The organism is Streptomyces sp. NPDC094032, assembly GCF_040303965.1.
GTDB lineage: Bacteria > Actinomycetota > Actinomycetes > Streptomycetales > Streptomycetaceae > Streptomyces.
Genome location: NZ_JBEOUE010000018.1, coordinates 1 through 16,598, shown reverse-complemented (window position 1 = coordinate 16,598; position 16,598 = coordinate 1). Strand labels below are relative to the sequence as shown.

The window sequence follows — 16,598 nt, the reverse complement described above, 5'->3', positions numbered from 1 at the left end:
CTTCGAGCCTCGCCCCGAGACCCCCTCGGAGTCGTCGTACGACCAGCGGCTTCGCCCGTACCCCACGGGGAGTACAAAGGCCCCCGCCCCCTTCTCTCGACTCTGTACCTACTGGTATGTACAGTCGGCTCATGAGCGCCAGCAGTACGTCCGAGCGACTGATCGAGGCCACCCGCGAGCTCCTCTGGGAGCGCGGTTACGTCGGCACGAGCCCGAAGGCGATCCAGCAGGCCGCCGGGGCGGGGCAGGGCAGCATGTACCACCACTTCACCGGCAAGCCCGACCTCGCGCTCGCCGCGATCCGGCGCACGGCCGAGGAGCTGCGGGCCGGGGCCGAGAAGGTCCTGGGCGGCGAGGGTTCGGCGTACGCGCGCATCGAGGCGTATCTGCTGCGCGAGCGTGACGTGCTGCGCGGCTGCCCGGTGGGGCGGCTCACGATGGATCCCGACGTCGTGGCGGACGCGGAGCTGCGGGCGCCGGTCGACGAGACGCTCGACTGGCTGCGCGGACGCCTCGCCGGGATCGTCCAGGAGGGCCTGGACAGCGGCGAGTTGGCCGGTGGGCTACGCCCGGAGGAGGTGGCCGCGGCGGTCGTCGCGACCGTGCAGGGCGGCTATGTCCTGGCCCGCGCGTCGGGCTCACCGGCCACCTTCGACCAGGCGGTACGCGGCCTGCTCGCGCTGCTGTCCTCCCGTACCCGCTGAACCGAGGAGCGAGTCCCGTGCACGCCATGCAGTACGAGATCACCCTGCCCGCCGACTACGACATGGGGATCATCCGCGCGCGGGTGGCGACCCGGGGCCATCTCCTCGACGCCTTCCCGGGCCTGGCCCTGAAGGCGTATCTGATGCGGGAGCGCGAGGACGGCTCACCGGCCAACGCGTACGCGCCCTTCTATCTCTGGGCCACACCGGAAGGCATGAACTCCTTCCTCTGGGGCCCCGGTTTCCAGGGCATCGTGAACGACTTCGGCCGGCCCGTCGTGCGGCACTGGACGGGACTCGCGTACGAGGAGGGCCCGGCGGCCGCGCACGCGCCCCGGACGGCGACGCGCCGCGCGACTCCGCTCGCCGAGGGCACGACGCCGGGCGAGGCGGTCGCCGAGGCGGTGGAGCGGCACGCGGAGGAGGCGCGGGCGGGGGGTGCGGTGGCGAGCGCGCTGGCGATCGACCCGCGCCACTGGGAGTTGCTGACCTTCACCCTGTGGGCCGGGACGGAGGCCCCGGCCGGGGCGGGCGAACGCTTCCAGGTGCTGCACCTGTCGGCGCCCGGCCGGGCGGAGCTCCGATCGGGCCGTTTGTGGTGAGCGGAGCTCCGATCGGGCCGCCCGTGGTGACCCGGACGGCCTGAATCGTCCTGCACCCCCGCCGACGTCAGTCCACCGGCACCAGCGTCAGATACGCGATGCCGAGCAGCCCCCGGTAGCCGAGCCAGGCCGCGCGCTGACGGTCGACGCGGGCACGGGTCTCGGCGGCCAGCGGGTGCCGGGGGTTCGCGGCGAGCCAGAGTTCGAGGTCGTGCCGGTACCCGGACTCGAACTCCTCCCACTCCTCGTCGCCGGCGGTCTCGACCCACAGGGGCCGGAAGCCCGCCGCGACCGTGAGCTCGACGAGCTCCGCGAGCGGCGGGTGGTCGCCCACGGCGGCGCCGGGCCACATCGTGGCGAGCTCCGCCTCGGTGGGGGTGCGCTGCCAGAAGCCCTCACCGAGCAGGACGCGTCCGCCGGGCCGTACCAGGCGGCGCAGTTCGCGCAGGATGACCCCCAGGTCGTACGTGCCCTCCGCGCACAGGGCCTGACCCGACCCGAGGCACAGCACCGCGTCGGCGGGTCCGTGCGCGGTGCCGAGCCCGGACTCCTCGACGTACTCGACCCGTTCGGCGAGCCCCCGCCCGGCGGCGAGCTCCCGCCCGAGGACGAGCTCGTCCCCGTCGATGTCGATCCCGACCCCCTCGGCCCCGGGCACGGCCTCCAGCACCCGCAGCATCAACTCGCCCTGCCCACACCCGATGTCGAGCACCGACCCCGGCGAAGCCGCCGCGATCCGCGCCACGAGCCGCCCGGCCCTGCCCTCGGAGAGGGGTCCGTGAAAGACGAGGCCGCTGCCGAAGCGCGGCGGAAGATCATCAACAGTCATGAGCCGGGACCTTAGTCGGCCATGACCTGCGATCCCAGCGGTTTTGCGGCGGCGCAGCGGCCGGGGCCAGAGGCTCAGGACGGGGCACCCCGGCCCGACGCGCCCCTACTCGGCCCCCACCAACCCCCCCAGCGCCGCGAGCGGGTCGTCCAGCACCGGCTGCCAGGCGAGTTCGGCGGCGCCTACCAGGCTGTTGTGGTCCAGGGTGCAGGGGAGGATCGGGACGCCGCCGCTGCGGCCCCAGAGGCTGCGGTCGGCTACGACGGCGCGGAGGCGGCCCGGGTCGGCGTTGAGGAGTTCGCGGTGGAGGCCGCCGAGGATGATGCGGTCCGGGTTGAGGATGTTGACCAGGCCGGCCAGGCCGAGGCCGAGGCGGTCGATCAGTTCCTCGGTGGCGGCCCGTACTCCGGGGTCGTCGGCGTGGTCGCGGAGCAGGTCGCGGGCCTGCTGGAGCAGGGAGACCTCGGGGCCGGGGGCGCGGCCGGCGACGGTGAGGAAGGCGAGCGGGTCGGTCTCGACGTCGAGGCAGCCACGGGAGCCGCAGTGGCAGGGGCGGCCCTCCGGGTTGACGGTGAGGTGGCCGACCTCCAGGGCGAGGCCCGAACTCCCCGTGTGCAGGCGCCCGTCGAGGACGAGCGCGCCGCCGACACCGCGATGCCCGGTGGCCACGCACAGCAGGTCCTTCGCGCCGCGCCCCGCGCCGTGGCGGTGCTCGGCGAGGGCGGCGAGGTTCACGTCGTTGCCGGTGAAGGCCGGGCCCTCGATCCCCGCGGCCCGCACCCGCTCGGCGAAGATCTCGCGGACCGGCGCGCCCGCGGGCCAGGCGAGGTGCAGCGGGTTGAGCGCGGTCCCCTCGGGCTCGGCCACGGCAGAGGGCGCGGCCAGGCCCGCGCCGACGCAGCGGCGGCCCGTCTCGCGGAGCAGCCCGGCCCCCGCCTCGACGACGGCGCCCAGCACCTGCGCGGGGTCGGCGGAGACGGTGACGCAGCCGGGGGCGGTGGCCACGAGCGTGCCGCCGAGGCTGACGAGGGCGGCGCGGAAGCCGTCGGCGTGGACCTGCGCGGCGAGCGCGACGGGGCCCTTCTCGTCGACCGACAGGCGGTGCGAGGGGCGCCCCTGCGAGCCGGCCGCGGCGCCGGGGTTGGAGTCGACCCGGATGAGGCCGAGCGCCTCCAGTTCGGCGGCGACGGCTCCGGCGGTGGCGCGGGTCACACCGAGCTCGGCGGTGAGGACGGCCCGGGTGGGCGCCCGGCCCGTGTGCACCAGTTCCAGCGCGGGTCCGAGCGCGCTGCGCCCCCTGTCCAGCCGTGTCCGCGTGGTCGTCGTCGCCTTGCCGTTCATGGGCCCGAGTCTCCCATGATCGGCCCGCCCCGAGCCCCCGCCGCCCTCGCTTTGGCCGGGTCTCGCCCGCTCCCCCGGCCGGGAACGGCCGCGACGGGCCCGCCGGAGCCCGTCTTGAATCCTGGGCCCCGCCACCCCTATCCTGAGTTTGTGCCGCTACTAAACAAAGTACGGACGGCCGTATCGGGGGGACCCAGCGGAGACACCGCTCCCCTCCCCCTGTCCCGCCTCCGCTCCGCCCTGACCCTCTTCTTCGCCCTCGACGGCTTCCTCTTCGCCGGCTGGGTGGTCCGCATCCCCGCCATCAAGCAGCAGACCGGCGCCTCCGCCGGCGACCTCGGACTCGCCCTCCTCGGCGTCTCCGCCGGCGCCGTCGTCACCATGACGCTCACCGGGCGCCTCTGCCGCCGCTACGGCAGCCACCCCGTGACCGTCGTCACCGCCATCCTCCTCTCGCTCTCCCTCGCGCTGCCGCCCCTCACCCACTCCCCGCTCGCCCTCGGCCTCGTCCTGCTGGCCTTTGGCGCCGCGTATGGCGGGATAAATGTCGCCATGAACAGCGCCGCCGTCGACCTCGTCGCCGCGCTCCGCAGGCCCGTGATGCCCAGCTTCCACGCCGCCTTCAGCCTCGGCGGCATGGTCGGCGCCGGGCTCGGCGGGCTCGTCGCCGGCGGCCTCTCGCCCACCGCGCACCTGCTCGGCCTCACCGTCGCCGGACTGGTCCTGACCGCCGCCGCCGGACCCGTACTCCTGCGTCACCCCTCCCCCGCCCCGCCGGAGGCACTCCCCGCGCACCCCTCCGCCGCGCGGCCCACCGGCTCCCGCAAGGCCGTGCTCGTGTTCGGCGTGATCGCGCTGTGCACGGCGTACGGGGAAGGAGCCCTGGCCGACTGGGGCGCCCTGCACCTCGCGCAGGACCTGGACGCGCACCCGGGCATCGCGGCGGCCGGGTACGCGCTGTTCGCGCTGACCATGACGGCCGGACGCCTGTCCGGCACGGCCCTGCTCGAACGGCTCGGCCAGACCCGCACCCTCGTCGCGGGCGGACTGACCGCCGCCGCGGGCATGCTCCTCGGGGCGCTCGCGCCGACCGTGTGGGCGGCCCTGCTCGGCTTCGCCGTCACCGGCCTCGGTCTCGCCAACATCTTCCCCGTCGCCGTCGCCCGCGCCGGCGCCCTCGCGGGCCCGAGCGGCGTCGCGACCGCCTCGACCCTCGGCTACGGCGGGATGCTGCTCGGCCCGCCCTCCATCGGCTTCCTCGCCGACTGGTTCTCCCTGCCCGTCGCCCTCACCACCGTCGCCCTCCTCGCCGCCGGCGCCGCCGCCATGGGCTACGCGACCCGCGACAGGCGGGCCGACGGCGGGAGTTGAGGAAGCCCGCCCCCACGTCACCGGTGACCGCGCTGTCCGACCGGGGCGCCATAATCCGCTCCATGGACACCCTGAGCACCGACACGCACATCGACGCGCTCGACACGGCGGGCAAGGCACTCCTGGACGCCGCCACGTCGGCCGGAACCGACGCCGAGGTCCCGACCTGCCCGGGCTGGCGGGTCCGGGACCTGCTGCGGCACACCACGACGGTCCACCGCTGGGCCACCGCCTACGTCGCCGAGGGCCGCACCTCCTTCCTCTCCCCGGGCCCGGAGACCGACCTGGACGGCGACGCGCTCCTCGCGTACACCCGCGAGGGCCACGCCCGGCTCGTCGAGGCCCTGCGCGGCGCCCCGGAGGACCTGGAGTGCTGGACCTTCCTGCCGGCCCCGTCGCCGCGCGCCTTCTGGGCCCGGCGGCAGAACCACGAGACGACCGTGCACCGCGCCGACGCCGAGTCCGCGCTCGGCGCCGGGCCCGGCCACGTCGACCCGGACATCGCCGCCGACGGGATCGACGAGCTGCTGCGCGGCTTCCACGGCCGCGACCGCAGCCGGGTCCGCACCGACCGGCCGCGCACCCTGCGGATCCGCACCACCGACAGCGACGGGCTGTGGACCGTCCATCTGTCCCAGGACGTCCCCCGGACGGAGACGGGCGCGGACGGCCCGGCCGACTGCGAGCTGAGCGGACCCGCCGACCGGCTCTACATGACGCTGTGGAACCGCCTTCCGCAGGACGCGGTGACCGTCACCGGCGACACCGCCCTCGCCCGGCTGTGGCGCGACGACTCGGCCGTCTGAGTCCCGCTCAGCCCAGCCAGCCCGGCCGGACCAGGCCCGACTCGTAGGCGAGGACGACGAGTTGGGCCCGGTCGCGGGCGCCCAGCTTCACCATCGCGCGGCTCACATGGGTCTTGGCGGTGAGCGGGCTGACCACCAGACGGCGGGCGATCTCGTCGTTGGACAGGCCGATGCCGACCAGCGCCATCACCTCCCGTTCGCGCTCGGTGAGTTCGTCGAGGCCGGTGGTGCGCGCGGGCGGCTTGGAACGGGCCGCGAACTCCTCGATGAGCCGCCGCGTCACCCCCGGCGAAAGGAGCGCGTCGCCGTCCACCACCGCGCGCACCGCGCGCAGCAGCTCCTCGGGCTCGGTGTCCTTGACGAGGAAGCCGGAGGCACCGGAGCGGATGGCCTCGAAGACGTACTCGTCGAGCTCGAAGGTCGTCAGCATCACCACCCGGACCGTACCGAGCGCCGGGTCGGCGGTGATCCGGCGGGTGGCGGCGAGGCCGTCCAGGTGCGGCATCCGGATGTCCATCAGGACGACGTCCGGCCGCAGTTCACGCACCCGGGCGACGGCCTCCTCGCCGTCGGCGGCCTCACCGGCGACCTCGATGTCCGGCTGGGCGTCCAGGAGGGCGCGGAAGCCCGCCCGGACGAGCGACTGGTCGTCGGCGAGCACGACACGGATCACGAGGGCTCCTCAGGGCGTACGGGGAGGGTGGCGCGCACCCGGAAGCCGCCGTCCGGCCGGGTGCCCGCCTCGATGGTGCCACCGAGCGCGGCGGCCCGCTCCCGCATCCCGGCGAGTCCGTTGCCGCTGCCGCCCGCGTCGCCGCCGGTGGCCGGACCCTCGTCGTCGACGCTCAGGACGAGCGCGTCCGGACCGTACCCGAGGACGACCTCGGCGGTCCGCGAGCCGGAGTGGCGGACCACGTTCGTCAGCGCCTCCTGCACGATCCGGAAGGCGGCGAGCTCCGTGCCGGGCGGCAGGCGTCTGCGCCGCCCCTCGTCCCTGGTCCGCACAGTCAGCCCGGCGGCCGCGGCCTGCTCGACGAGCTCGGGCAGCCGGTCGAGGCCGGGCGCCGGGGCGCGGGGCGCGTCGCCCGGGGCCCGCAAGGTGTCGAGCACCTGCCGTACCTCCCCCAAGGCCTCCTTGCTGGCCGCCTTGATGGTGGTGAGGGCGGTACGGGCCTGGGCCGGGTCGGCGTCGAGGAGGGCGAGCCCGACCCCGGCCTGGACGTTGATGACGGAGAGCGAGTGGGCGAGGACGTCATGGAGCTCGCGGGCGATCCGCAGCCGCTCCTCGTCGGCCCTGCGGCGCTCGGCGGCGGCCCGCTCGGCCCGCTCCTTCGCCCACTGCTCACGGCGGACCCGGGCGAGTTCGGCGGCGGCGAGGATCGCGACGGCGAAGGCGGCGACCGGCAGCTCCTGCCCCCAGGGGGCGGGGCCGTCGCCGGCGGGCGGCAGCCAGCGGTAGAGCCAGTGCGCGAGCAGCAGATGCCCGGCCCACAGCAGCCCGAGCGCCCACCAGGCGGCCCGCCGGTGCCCGTGCACGACGGCGGCGAAGCAGGCCACGGCGACGGCGGCGAACACCGGGCCGTACGGGTAACCCGCCGCCAGGTACCCGAGGGTGGCCGCCGACACGCCGAACACCACCGGGACGGGGTGCCGGTGGCGCAGGATCAGCGGGGCGCAGGCGAGCAGGAGCAGCGCGCGGCCGAGGACGTCGAGGGCGAGCCGGCCGGGCTGGTTGTGGGCGGCGAAGCCCGTGCCGACCAGGACGAGGACGGCGACGAGGAGCGTGGAGCGCCAGGGCAGCCCGCCGCCCGGCTCGCGTGCCGCCCACTGCCACCGGCGCGGCCACGGCGGGCCGCCGTGGCCGGGATCTCTCGTCGGATGCGCGTCCATGGCGCCACGCTAGACGGGCCCGGGGCGCCGGGGCGTCAGCCGGGCGGGGTGCTCACCCGTACTCCCGAGGGAGTACGGGCGTCCCGCCGCCGCGTCAGGCGCCGGGCAGCAGCCCCACCTCGCGGCCGAGGCGCTCGGCGGAGGCGGTGAAGAAGGCGTCCCGGTCCTCGACGACCCGGTGGAACTGGCCGAAGAGCTCGAAGGAGACAAGCCCGAAGAGCTGCGCCCAGGCGGCGACGAGCGCGGCGGCGAGGGCCGGCGGCAGGTCGGGCGTCAGGTCGGCGGCGAGCCGCTCGGCCTCGGGTCGCAGCGCGGGCGCCAGGGGCGGGAGGGCGATGCCCCGGCCCTGGTACGCGGCACGGGCGAGCGAGACGAGGACGAGGCCGACGCGGGAGGCGGGGCCGACGGTGTCCTGGGGGGCGGTGTAGCCGGGGACCGGGGAGCCGTAGATGAGCGCGTACTCGTGGGGGTGGGCGACGGCCCAGACGCGGACGGCCCGGCAGACGGCGGTCCATCGGGCGAGGTGGTCGTCGGGGGCCTTGGCCGCCGCGGCGGCGTCGGCCTGTTCGGCGGCGGCGCCGACGGCGTCGTAGGCGTCGACGATGAGCGCGGTGAGGAGGTCGTCGCGGCTGGGGAAGTAGCGGTACAGCGCGGAGGACACCATGCCGAGCTCGCGGGCGACGGCGCGCAGGGAGAGCTTGGCGGCGCCCTCGGCGGCGAGCTGGGTGCGGGCCTCGTCCTTGATGGCCGCGGTGATCTCGACGCGGGCGCGGGCGCGGGCTCCTTGAACGGGGGTCATGGAGAGCAGTGTGCCACGTCTCGGAGCACCGCACCGAAACGAGAGCACTGCTCTTGCAATGGAGCGCCGATCCGTGCACACTGATGATGTCAAGCGAGAGCAGTGCTCACAAAACGGAGCACCGCTCCGAATCACCCCACGTCACGCACGTCACGCCACAGGAGCCCCAGATGTCGACCTCCCAGCCCCACCCCCAGCCTTACTACCTCCAGGGCAGCCCCCTCGCCATCCGCTTCAACGGCATCGTCGGCTGGCTCGCCCGGCACGGTGTCAGCCTGCTCGGCTCGGCCGAGCTGTCCGTGCGGGGCCGCAAGAGCGGCCAGATGCAGCGCATCCCGGTCAACCCGTACGAGCACGGGGACGCCCAGTACCTGGTGTCGGCCCGCGGCCACTCCCAGTGGGTCCGCAACATGCGGGCGGCGGGCGGCGGTGAGCTGCGGGTCGGCCGGAAGGTGCGGCACTTCACCGCGGTCGAGATCCCGGACGCCGAGAAGCCGGAGGTGCTGCGCGGCTACCTCAAGCGCTGGGGCTGGGAGGTTAACCAGTACTTCCAGGGCGTGACCGCCGAGTCCTCCGAGGCCGAACTGGCGGCCGCCGCCCCCGACCACCCGGTCTTCCGCATCACCGTCACGAAGTGAGGGCGGCACGGATCAAATCCGTACCGCCCTCGTCCACACGTCCCACGCGGCCGGATCCGGCCGGCCGTCACCTACCTCAGGAAGCCCCCGGCACCTGCGTGCCGTCGGAGGCCGAGGCCCCGCGCTCACCCGGCTCCACCTCGGCGGCGGGAGCGACGTCCGCCACCGGCTCGTCCCGCCCGGGCTCCTCGTCCTTGCGGGAGCCGACGCCCCGGCCCGCCGGGCCCACGCCCGACTCGGTGTCCATGCGACGGTCCAGCAGGTCGATCGCGCGGCGCGCGAACCCGTTGCCGCGGACGAGGCCGCCCAGGGTGGCCGAGCCGCGCGTGATGTCGGCGAACGCGTTCCACGCGGGACGCAGCCCGGTGATGGTCGCGTGCAGCAGCCCCGGACGCCGCTCGAACAGGGCCAGCATCCGGCGGCCCACAGCCATCTCGACGCCGAGACCGGCCTTGATGGCGAAGGCGTAGTTCAGCGCCTGCCGGCGCGCGTCGACCGCGTCGCCCGCCTCGGCGATCCGCACCGCCCACTCACCGGCCAGCCGGCCCGAACGCAGCGCGAAGGAGATGCCCTCGCGCGTCCACGGTTCGAGCAGGCCCGCCGCGTCGCCGCAGACCAGGACCCGGCCGCGGGAGAGCGGCGAGTCGTCCGTGCGGCAGCGGGTCAGATGGCCGGAGGAGAGGGCCGGTTCGAAGCCCGCGAGGCCCAGCCGGGCGACGAAGTCCTCCAGATAGCGCTTGGTGGCGGCGCCCTCGCCGCGCGCCGAGATGACACCCACGGTCAGCGTGTCGCCCTTGGGGAAGACCCAGCCGTAACTGCCCGGCAGGGGGCCCCAGTCGATGAGGACGCGCCCCTTCCAGTCCTCGGCCACCGACGGCGGTACGGGGATCTCCGCCTCCAGACCGAGGTCGACCTGGCCCAGCTTCACCCCGACGTGCGCCCCTATCCGGCTGGCGCTTCCGTCGGCGCCGACCACGGCACGGGCCAGGACGGTCTCGCCGTCCGCGAGGACCACGGCGACCGTGCGGCGGTCGGGCACGGCCTGCCCGTGCTGCTCGACACGGGTGACGGTGGCTCCGGTGCGCAGCTCGGCGCCCGCCTTCTGCGCGTGCTCGACGAGCTGGGCGTCGAACTCGGGCCGGTTGATGAGCCCGAACAGCATGCGGCGCGAGCGGCGGGTGCGGGCGAAGCGCCCGTTGTGCGAGAAGGTGACGGCCTTGACCCGGTCCTGCAAGGGCAGTTCGAAACCGGGCGGCAGCGCGTCGCGCGAGGGGCCGATGATGCCGCCGCCGCAGGTCTTGTAGCGGGGGAGCTCGGCCTTCTCCAGGAGCAGCACCCGGCGGCCGGCGACGGCCGCCGCGTACGCCGCGGAGGCTCCGGCCGGTCCGGCACCCACCACGACGACGTCCCAGACCAGGGGCGGACCCCCGTCCGGACCCACCGATTCCGCTCCGGCCGCGCCGGGCTCCGCCGCTCCGGCGTCTGCGTTCTCGCTGCTCACGATGTGCTTCTGCTCCTGATCCGACCGGTGGTTCCTGCTCTGCACGCATCCTACGACCCGGTAGCCGGGCAGCAGGGCGCCGCCCCGGGCCGACCCGCGCCGTAGGATCGGCCATGCGTTCGCCGTACAACCGATACACGGCGACGCGCTCATAACGTCACAACGTCGCACCCACCAGGAGCGTGCCCATGACCGCGAATCCGATCGCCGAGACCGTCGCCTCCCTGATGCCCCGCGCCAAGGCGGAGCTGACGGAGCTGGTGGCCTTCCAGTCGGTCGCGGACGAGGCCGTCGCCCCGCGCAGCGAGTGCGAGGCCGCCGCGAACTGGGTGGCGGACGCGCTGCGCACCGAGGGCTTCCAGGACGTGGCGCTGCTCGACACCCCCGACGGCTCGCAGTCCGTCTACGGCGTGCTGCCCGGCCCGGCCGACGCCCCGACGGTCCTCCTCTACGCGCACTACGACGTGCAGCCGATGCTGGTCGAGTCGGCCTGGGTGACCCCGCCGTTCGAGCTGACCGAGCGGGCGGACGGGCGCTGGTACGGGCGCGGCGCCGCCGACTGCAAGGGCGGCTTCATCATGCACCTGCTGGCGCTGCGCGCCCTGAAGGCGAACGGCGGCGTCCCGGTCACGGTCAAGGTGATCGTGGAGGGTTCGGAGGAGCAGGGCACCGGTGGCCTGGAGCGGTACGCGGAGGCGCACCCCGAGCTGCTGACCGCCGACGCGATCGTCATCGGCGACGCGGGCAACTTCCGGGTGGGCCTGCCGACGGTGACGGCGACGCTGCGCGGCATGACGATGATCCGGGTCACGATCGATACGCTCCAGGGCAACCTGCACTCGGGCCAGTTCGGCGGCGCCGCGCCGGACGCGCTCGCCGCGCTGATCCGCGTACTGGACTCGCTGCGTGACGAGAGCGGCGCGACCGTCATCGACGGGCTGCCGGCGGACGCGGTGTGGGAGGGCCTGCAGTACCCGGAGGCCGACTTCCGCAAGGACGCCAAGGTGCTGGACGGGGTGGACCTGACGGGCCGCGGCACGGTCGCGGACCGGATCTGGGCGCGGCCGGCGGTGACCGTGATCGGCATCGACGCGCACCCGGTGGCCGGTGCCACGCCGTCGATCCCGTCGACCGCCCGCGCGCAGATCAGCCTGCGGGTGCCGCCGGGCCAGGACGCCGTGAAGGCGACCGAGCTGCTGTACGCGCACATCGAGAAGCACACCCCGTGGAACGCGCGGGTGAGCATGGAGCAGGTCGGGCAGGGCCAGGCGTTCCAGGCGGACACGTCGAGCCCGGCGTACACCTCGATGGCGGAGGCGATGCGGGTCGCGTACCCGGGCGAGGAGATGCAGGCGGCGGGCATGGGCGGCTCGATCCCGCTGTGCAACACGCTGGCCGCGCTGTACCCGGAGTCGGAGATCCTGCTGATCGGCCTGAGCGAGCCGGAGGCGCAGATCCACGCGGTGAACGAGTCGGTGTCGCCGCAGGAGCTGGAGCGCCTGTCGGTGGCGGAGGCGCACTTCCTGCTGAACTACGCGGCCTCCAAGCGGGCGTGACCCAGCGCCCCTGACCGGGATGACGCTCTGGGCGTAACTCGCCCAGAGCGAAGTCCCCCGCGCCGGACGCCGTCCGGACCGTACGTTCACCCCATGAGCGCACCAGACCACGCACCCGCCGCCACCCACCCGGTCGAACTCGTCCGGATCACCCCCCGGCTGCACATGCTGCGCCTGCCCATCGGCCAGGCGTACGTGTGGCAGGACGACACGGAGCTCACCCTCGTGGACGCGGGGTGGGCGGGCGCGGCGGACGCGATCGAGGCGGCCTTGCGCGACGGAGGCCTGGACCCGTCCCGGATCCGCCGGATCGTCCTCACCCACTGCCACCGCGACCATGTGGGCGCGGCGCAGGAGCTGGCGGACCGTTTCGGCGCCGAGATCCTGGCGCACGCGCTGGACGCCCCGGTGATCCGGGGCGAACTCCCGGTCCCCGAGCCGGACCTGCTCGACTGGGAGCTCCCCTTGTACGAGCACGGCCTGACCGTCCCGGAGGCCCCACCGACCCGGGTGGACCGTGAGCTGACGGACGGCGAGGAGCTCCCCTTCGGCGATGGCGCGGTGGTCCTCCACACCCCGGGTCACACCCCCGGCTCCCTGGCGCTCCATCTCCCGCACCACGGCGTGCTGTTCACCGGCGACACGGTCGCCACGGTCCAGGGCGTGACCTTCGGCGTCTTCCACACGGACCGCCCCCAAGCCATGACCTCACTACGCCGCCTGGCCACCCTCAACCCGACGATCCTGTGCTGCGGCCACGGCACCCCGGTGACGACGGACACACCCGAGCAGCTCAGGAAGGCGGCCGAGGCGCTCCCGCAGCATCCCGACATCACCGAGGCGATCGACCGGGAGCGAAGCCTCCACGACCCCTCCGTCCGCCTCTCCGGTGCCCTCGCCGAAGCCCTCTTCGACCCCGAATTCATCGAGGTCGGCGCCTCCGGGCGACGGTGGACGCGCGCGGAGATGATCGCCGCCCTGCCCACGCTCCACGGCGGCACCGAGAACAGCACGCCGATCACGGCGGAGCGCTTCGAGGGCACGGTCCTGGCCCCAGGAGTCGTCCACCTCACCTACGAGACCCGTATCGAGGACCGGCACGCCCGCCGTTCGTCGATCTGGCGCCGTGACGCGGCCGGCCGGTTCCGGCTCTACTACCACCAGGCCACGCCGGTGCCGAACGGCCCGGACAGGCCTTAGGGCGCGCGTCCTCTCAGTCGACCGGTGTTCCGGCCTCCAGGTTGAGGACGGTGCCGCGTTCGCGGGCGCGGAGGGCCCAGCGGAGGCGGTGGTAGCGGATCGGGGGGAGGAGGTCGGCGGCCTCCTGCTCGGTGACGAAGCGCCAGGCGCGGAGTTCGGCGCCGGGCAGCAGGAGCCGGTCGGCCTCGGCGGCGGGGAGGAGGCCGCCGTCGAACAGGAGCCGGAGGCCGCCGTAGCCGGGCGGTTGGGGGCGCTCCCAGTCGACCAGCAACAGCCTCGGCACCGCGCCGAGTTCGAGTCCGATCTCCTCGGCGACCTCGCGCATGCCCGCGCGGGCGGGCGGCTCGCCGGGCTCGACGACGCCGCCGGGGAACTCCCAGCCGGGCTTGTAGGTGGGGTCGACGAGGAGGAAGCGGTCCTGCTCGTCGAAGAGCAGCACGCCCGCGGCGACGGTCTCGCCGGTCGGCTCGGGCGTCTGGACGATGTCGCAGGGGGCGGCGAACCCCGCGTCGAGGGCGTCGGCGACGGCCCGCGCGGCCTCGGCCGGGGTGAGCTCGCTGTTGTCGACGGCGTAGGCGTCGTCACGGAGCCAGGCACCGAAGGCGGCACGGTACGGCTCGATGTGGGCGTGACACCAACGACGGGCCCGGTCCTCGGCGTCGGGATCGCCGGGGTGCTCGTTGCGCGTGTCGATCCGGTGACGCAGGATCGTTTCACCCGGAGTGAGGACGACATGTCTCACCTCGACCCTCCGGGCGGCGAGCGCGCCGAAGATCTCGTCCCGGTACTCCTGCCGCAACAGGGTCATCGGCACCACGAGCACCCCACCGACCTCGGCGAGCAGCGCGGCGGCGGTGTCCACGACGAGCCGGCGCCAGATCCCGAGGTCCTGGAAGTCGTCGACTTCAGCGAGACGTTTCTGCGGAAGCAGCAGGCTCAGGCCGCCACCGATGAGCTCCGGGTCGTACAGGGTGCTGTTCGGGATCAGATCGACCAGCTCGCGCGCGGTGCTGGACTTCCCCGCGCCGAACGCACCGTTGATCCAGACGATCACGGTTCCCCCTCTTCGTATGCCCCCTGTGGCTTGCCCGCACCACCCTGCCACGGAAACCCCCCGGGAGTGCCACGGGCTGGAACCGGTCCGGCCCCGGCCGCGTAACACTTCGGGACGGATCACGTGCGGGGTACGGCCGCCGCAGCCCCGAGGAGTCCGGCGTCGGTCCCGGTGAGCGCGGGGACGACGGTGAGGCCCCGCACGAACGACAGCGTGGCGTAGGACCGCAGGCTCCGCCGGAGCGGACCGAAGAGGACCTCGCCCGCCCCGGCCACTCCCCCGCCGACGACGGCGATGTCGATCTCGACCAGGGAGGCGGTGGCGGCGATCCCGGCCGCCAGCGCCTGCGCGGCCCGTTCGAAGGAGGCGAGGGCGACGGGGTCGCCCGCACGAGCGGCGACAGCCACAGCGGCAGCGGAGGCGTCCCCGTCGGGCCCGGGCCGCCAGCCACCCTCCAGAGCTCGCCGAGCGATGTGCGGCCCACTGGCGATCCGCTCGACACACCCACGCCCACCACAGGCACAGGACTCACCATCGAGATCGACACTCATATGCCCGATGTGCCCGGCGTTGCCCGTCGGACCAGGATGAACCCGCCCGTTCAGAACGAGCCCACCGCCCACCCCGGTCGACACCACGAGACACAGCGCGTTCTCATGCCCCCGCGCCGCACCCAGCCAGTGCTCGGCGGCCGTCATGGCGACCCCGTCGCCGACGAGCGTGACAGGACGCCCCCCGGCCGCACCGGAGACCCGCTCGACCAGCGGGAAGTCCCGCCAACCGGGCACGTTGACCGGGCTGACGGTGCCCGTGGAGGCGTCGACGGGCCCCGCACTGCCGATGCCGACCGCGCCGGCCGAACCCCACAACGGCGAACGACCCAGCTCGTCGAGCACGGCCCCGACCGCACCCATGACCGTCTCGCCGTCCTCCTGCGCGGGCGTCGCCCGCTGCGCCCGGACACGGATCCGGCCGGCTCCGTCGACCAGCGCACCGGCGATCTTGGTGCCGCCGATGTCGAGGGCGACGACGAGGTCAGTGCTCATGGGGTCTCCGTGGGACGGCGGCAGCGACCTACAGTCTTCCCACCTCTGACAACGTTGTCCAGGGCCTATGCTCGACAGCAACGAGATCGATACCGACGGAGGACCCGCACACCGTGGCCGACACCGCCCGCCGCCCCGAGCACCGATACGGCAACCGGCCCACGATGAAGGACGTGGCCGCCCGAGCGGGCGTCGGCCTCAAGACCGTCTCACGGGTCGTCAACGGCGAGCCCGGCGTCACCCCCGACACCGAACGGCGCGTCCAGGAGGCCATCGACTCCCTGGGCTTCCGCCGCAACGACAGCGCCCGGGTGCTGCGCAAGGGCCGCACCGCGTCGGTCGGCCTCGTCCTGGAGGACCTGGCCGACCCGTTCTACGGCCCCCTCAGCCGCGCCGTGGAGGAGGTCGCCCGGGCCCACGGGGCACTGCTGATCAACGGCTCCAGCGCGGAGGACCCGGACCGCGAGCAGGAACTGGCGCTGGCCCTCTGCGCGCGCCGCGTCGACGGACTCATCGTCATCCCGGCGGGCTCCGACCACCGTTACCTGGAGCCGGAGATCCGGGCGGGCGTCGCGACCGTCTTCGTGGACCGCCCTGCGGGCCGTATCGACGCGGACGTCGTCCTCTCCGACAGCTACGGCGGCGCCCACGAGGGCGTGGCCCACCTGATCGCCCACGGCCACCGCAGGATCGGCTTCATCGGCGACCGCCCCCGCATCCACACGGCCACGGAACGCCTGCGCGGCTACCGCGCGGCCATGGAGGACGCGGGCCTCGAAGTATCCGACACGTGGATCTCCCTCGGCCCGACCGAACCGGCCCGCGTCACACAGGCCGTACGACAGATGCTGTCCGGCCCGAACCCGGTCACGGCCCTCTTCGCGGGCAACAACCGCGTCACCGTCACGGCCGTACGCGTCCTGGCGGCCCACGGCACCCCGGTGGCCCTGGTCGGCTTCGACGACATCGAACTGGCCGACCTCCTGGGCATCACCGTCATCGCCCAGGACGCGGCGGCCCTGGGCCGCACAGCCGCAGAACGCCTCTTCCGCCGCCTGGACGGCACCGAGGAACCCCCGAAGACGGTCGTACTCCCGACCACCCTGATCCCCCGAGGCTCAGGCGAAATCACACCCGCCTGAGCACCCCCGCACCCAACAACGGCGGGGAGGGGGCCGGTACCGGAGCGGGGGTGGGGGTGTCCGGACGTGGCGGCGCCCGTAACGAGCGAAGCGAAGTGAAGGTCGCAGTCCGGACACCC

Annotated in this window: 16 protein-coding genes and 1 pseudogene; 9 read left to right on the top strand and 8 right to left on the bottom strand. The window is 74.3% G+C overall.

Annotation, left to right across the window (positions count from 1 at the left end; all coding sequences use genetic code 11):
- Positions 1–116: 116 nt before the first annotated feature.
- On the top strand, positions 117–704 hold the full coding sequence (locus ABTZ54_RS23810) for a TetR/AcrR family transcriptional regulator (protein ID WP_351666566.1): 588 nt from the start codon (positions 117–119) through the stop codon (positions 702–704).
- A gap of 17 nt (positions 705–721) precedes the next feature.
- On the top strand, positions 722–1,306 hold the full coding sequence (locus ABTZ54_RS23805) for a DUF4865 family protein (RefSeq protein ID WP_351666564.1): 585 nt from the start codon (positions 722–724) through the stop codon (positions 1,304–1,306).
- 67 nt (positions 1,307–1,373) lie between these two features.
- Here the strand turns inward: ABTZ54_RS23805 and ABTZ54_RS23800 are convergent, their stop codons facing one another.
- Together ABTZ54_RS23800 and ABTZ54_RS23795 are read right to left on the bottom strand one after the other, a co-directional pair.
- Complete coding sequence (locus ABTZ54_RS23800) at positions 1,374–2,135, bottom strand: SAM-dependent methyltransferase (protein ID WP_351666562.1); 762 nt, start codon at positions 2,133–2,135, stop codon at positions 1,374–1,376.
- A 105-nt stretch (positions 2,136–2,240) separates the two neighbouring features.
- A complete protein-coding gene (locus ABTZ54_RS23795) occupies positions 2,241–3,476 on the bottom strand; it encodes an ROK family protein (protein ID WP_351666560.1) in 1,236 nt (411 codons plus the stop codon).
- Positions 3,477–3,626: 150 nt separating this feature from the next.
- Here ABTZ54_RS23795 and ABTZ54_RS23790 point away from each other — a divergent pair, with 150 nt between their 5' ends.
- Both ABTZ54_RS23790 and ABTZ54_RS23785 read left to right on the top strand, forming a co-directional pair.
- Positions 3,627–4,847 carry an MFS transporter gene (locus ABTZ54_RS23790; protein WP_351666558.1) on the top strand — a complete coding sequence of 407 codons (1,221 nt, stop codon included), beginning with the start codon at positions 3,627–3,629 and terminating at the stop codon, positions 4,845–4,847.
- A gap of 71 nt (positions 4,848–4,918) precedes the next feature.
- Positions 4,919–5,653, top strand: coding sequence for a maleylpyruvate isomerase family mycothiol-dependent enzyme (locus ABTZ54_RS23785; RefSeq protein WP_502997304.1), 735 nt, complete (start codon positions 4,919–4,921; stop codon positions 5,651–5,653).
- 7 nt (positions 5,654–5,660) lie between these two features.
- On the opposite strand, the gene ABTZ54_RS23780 is transcribed toward ABTZ54_RS23785, so the two are convergent.
- From ABTZ54_RS23780 to ABTZ54_RS23770, 3 genes are all read right to left on the bottom strand, one after another.
- The gene (locus tag ABTZ54_RS23780; RefSeq protein ID WP_351666554.1) at positions 5,661–6,326 is read right to left on the bottom strand and encodes a response regulator transcription factor; all 666 of its coding nucleotides are present in this window, start codon (positions 6,324–6,326) and stop codon (positions 5,661–5,663) included.
- Positions 6,323–7,543: a sensor histidine kinase gene (locus ABTZ54_RS23775; protein WP_351666552.1), complete on the bottom strand. Its 1,221-nt coding sequence runs from the start codon at positions 7,541–7,543 to the stop codon at positions 6,323–6,325. The genes ABTZ54_RS23780 and ABTZ54_RS23775 overlap by 4 nt, the downstream gene beginning before the upstream one ends.
- A gap of 94 nt (positions 7,544–7,637) precedes the next feature.
- The gene (locus ABTZ54_RS23770; protein WP_351666550.1) at positions 7,638–8,342 is read right to left on the bottom strand and encodes a TetR/AcrR family transcriptional regulator; all 705 of its coding nucleotides are present in this window, start codon (positions 8,340–8,342) and stop codon (positions 7,638–7,640) included.
- A gap of 170 nt (positions 8,343–8,512) precedes the next feature.
- Here ABTZ54_RS23770 and ABTZ54_RS23765 point away from each other — a divergent pair, with 170 nt between their 5' ends.
- Positions 8,513–8,980: a nitroreductase family deazaflavin-dependent oxidoreductase gene (locus tag ABTZ54_RS23765; RefSeq protein ID WP_351666548.1), complete on the top strand. Its 468-nt coding sequence runs from the start codon at positions 8,513–8,515 to the stop codon at positions 8,978–8,980.
- 76 nt (positions 8,981–9,056) lie between these two features.
- Here ABTZ54_RS23765 and ABTZ54_RS23760 read toward each other — a convergent pair whose 3' ends face one another.
- Positions 9,057–10,481 carry a geranylgeranyl reductase family protein gene (locus ABTZ54_RS23760; protein WP_502997300.1) on the bottom strand — a complete coding sequence of 475 codons (1,425 nt, stop codon included), beginning with the start codon at positions 10,479–10,481 and terminating at the stop codon, positions 9,057–9,059.
- A gap of 188 nt (positions 10,482–10,669) precedes the next feature.
- Here ABTZ54_RS23760 and ABTZ54_RS23755 point away from each other — a divergent pair, with 188 nt between their 5' ends.
- From ABTZ54_RS23755 to ABTZ54_RS23745, 3 genes and pseudogenes are all read left to right on the top strand, one after another.
- Positions 10,670–12,037 (top strand): dipeptidase, encoded by a 1,368-nt coding sequence (locus ABTZ54_RS23755; RefSeq protein WP_351666546.1) that lies wholly within the window; start codon positions 10,670–10,672, stop codon positions 12,035–12,037.
- Between the two features lie 93 nt (positions 12,038–12,130).
- Positions 12,131–12,844 (top strand): annotated as a pseudogene (locus ABTZ54_RS23750) (MBL fold metallo-hydrolase); the annotation flags it as partial.
- Between the two features lie 24 nt (positions 12,845–12,868).
- Positions 12,869–13,237 (top strand): nuclear transport factor 2 family protein, encoded by a 369-nt coding sequence (locus ABTZ54_RS23745; RefSeq protein ID WP_351666825.1) that lies wholly within the window; start codon positions 12,869–12,871, stop codon positions 13,235–13,237.
- Between the two features lie 13 nt (positions 13,238–13,250).
- Here the strand turns inward: ABTZ54_RS23745 and ABTZ54_RS23740 are convergent, their stop codons facing one another.
- Together ABTZ54_RS23740 and ABTZ54_RS23735 are read right to left on the bottom strand one after the other, a co-directional pair.
- Positions 13,251–14,291 (bottom strand): NUDIX hydrolase, encoded by a 1,041-nt coding sequence (locus ABTZ54_RS23740; RefSeq protein WP_351666544.1) that lies wholly within the window; start codon positions 14,289–14,291, stop codon positions 13,251–13,253.
- A 119-nt stretch (positions 14,292–14,410) separates the two neighbouring features.
- Positions 14,411–15,337, bottom strand: coding sequence for an ROK family protein (locus ABTZ54_RS23735; RefSeq protein ID WP_351666542.1), 927 nt, complete (start codon positions 15,335–15,337; stop codon positions 14,411–14,413).
- 164 nt (positions 15,338–15,501) lie between these two features.
- On the opposite strand from ABTZ54_RS23735, the gene ABTZ54_RS23730 reads away from it, so the two are divergent.
- Positions 15,502–16,479 (top strand): LacI family DNA-binding transcriptional regulator, encoded by a 978-nt coding sequence (locus tag ABTZ54_RS23730; protein ID WP_351666823.1) that lies wholly within the window; start codon positions 15,502–15,504, stop codon positions 16,477–16,479.
- Positions 16,480–16,598: the final 119 nt, after the last annotated feature.